The sequence below is a fragment of the Hylemonella sp. GW821-FHT10B10 genome (assembly GCF_059415585.1).
The window spans coordinates 1-1,965 of record NZ_JBWKNN010000007.1; the positions used below are offsets into that span (position 1 = coordinate 1).

At 69.1% G+C, this 1,965-nt stretch carries 1 protein-coding gene; it reads left to right on the forward strand.

Features of this window, described 5'->3' with window-relative positions:
- A partial coding sequence (locus AC07NT_RS18460; protein ID WP_498600352.1) for a CHAT domain-containing protein occupies positions 1–1,906 on the forward strand: 1,906 nt, incomplete at its 5' end.
- Positions 1,907–1,965: the final 59 nt, after the last annotated feature.

A 1,965-nucleotide genomic window follows, 5' to 3' on the forward strand; every position in this document is an offset into this window, starting at 1 on the left:
CGACGGCGACGCCCTGGTGCGCCACAGCACCCAGCACTTCGGTGCGGGCCACTACAACACCGCCGAGGCCCGCGCCTACCGCGCCATGGCCCTGCAGCGCGCCGGACGTCTGGACGAAGCCCGAGCGGAATTCGCCGCAGCCATCCCCATCCTGACCGACCCCGACAAGGTAGTGGGCAAACAAGGCGCCAGCATCTCGCGCACCACCCGGCTGCGCCTCATCCTCAACGAATACCTCAACGTGCTGGTGGGCAGCAAGGGCGAACGCAGCGCCGCCGACCTGGCCGAGGCCTTCCGCGTGGCCGACGTGGCGCGCTGGCAGAGCGTGCAAAAGGCCCTGGCCGGCTCGGCCCTGCGCGCGGCCGCCGGTACCCCCGAACTCGGCGCCAGGATCAAGCAGGTGCAGGACGCCGATGACGAGCTGCAGGCGGTCTACAAGAACCTGATCACCCAGCGCTCGGCCCCGCCCGAGCAGCAGCTGCCCACGGTCATCAAGGCCATGGAACAACGCATCGCCGAGCTGCAGAAACAGCAGCAACGTGACCTGGTGGAGATCCGCCGCCAGTTCCCCCAGTACGACGAGCTGGTCAACCCGCGCCCGGCCGACCTGGCCACGGCCCGCCGCGCCCTCAAGCCCAAGGAGGCCCTGCTCTCCATCTACGTGACCCCCGGGGGCAGTTATGTCTGGGCCACGGGCCCGCAAGGCGGCCTGCAGTTTCACTTCAGCCCGAACAAGCCCGATTGGGTGGCCGCCCAGGTCAAGCGCCTGCGTGATTCGGTGGACCTGACCACGGGGATCTCGCTGGACCGGCTGCGTTTCGATCTGGAGGCCGGGCAAGCCCTGTACCAGGAGCTGCTGGCCCCGGTGGCCTCGGCCTGGGCCCAGGCCGACACCCTGCTGGTGGTGGCCAATGAGTCTCTGGGACAGATTCCCTTCTCCTTGTTGCCCACGGGCAAGGAGACAGGTACAGCTGCAGGGACGGCCACGCCGGGCCTGCCCATGTCGCAGTACCGCCAGGTGCCCTGGCTGGCGCGCCAGGTGGCGGTGGCCTACCTGCCTTCGGTCAGTGCCCTGGTGACGCTGCGTGCGCTGCCGGCCTCCCCGGGCAAGCGCTCGCCCTTTGTGGGGTTTGGGGACCCGGACTTCGGGGCTCAGACCGAGGGGGGTGGGACCCGGGGCACGCGTAACCTCAAGATCAAGCGCACACCGGGCTGGGACGAGAACCAGACCAGTGCGGATGCGCCTGTAACTGCCCCGGCGCCTGTACCCGAGACGCCCACGCTGACGGCCCTGCCCGATACCCGGGAGGAGATCACGGCGATTGCCACGGCGATGGCGGCCGACTTGAAGCGGGATACCTTCTTCGGGGCGCAGGCAAACCGCCAGAACGTGCTGGGCAGTGACTTGAAGCAGCGGCGCATCGTGGCCTTTGCGACGCACGGGCTGGTGGCGGGGGATCTGCCGGGGCTGGACCAGCCGGCGCTGGCGCTGTCACCGGCACCGGGCAAGGCGATCACGGACGGGCTGCTCAAGCTGGAGGACATCCTCAAGCTGTCGCTGGATGCGGATCTGGTGGTGCTGTCGGCCTGCAACACGGCGGCCGCAGACGGCACGGGGGCGGAGGCGGTCTCGGGGCTGGGCCGGGGTTTCTTCTACGCGGGGGCACGCTCGGTGCTGGCCACGCACTGGCCGGTGGAGACGGTGTCGGCCCGGGAGCTGGTGACGCATCTGTTCGAGCGCTATACCAGGGACCCGCAGCTCACGCGCGCGCAGGCGCTCAATCGGGCGATGCTGGATCTGATCGACAAGGATGTGGCCACCGATGCCAGGGGGCAGCCGGTGATGGCTTATGCCCATCCAGCCTTCTGGGCGCCTTATGCGCTTTACGGGGATCCGGGACGCTGAGCTCACCTTCTCCCCCACATCTCCGGCACCAACAGCAAACCCCGCCTTGGCGGGGTTTG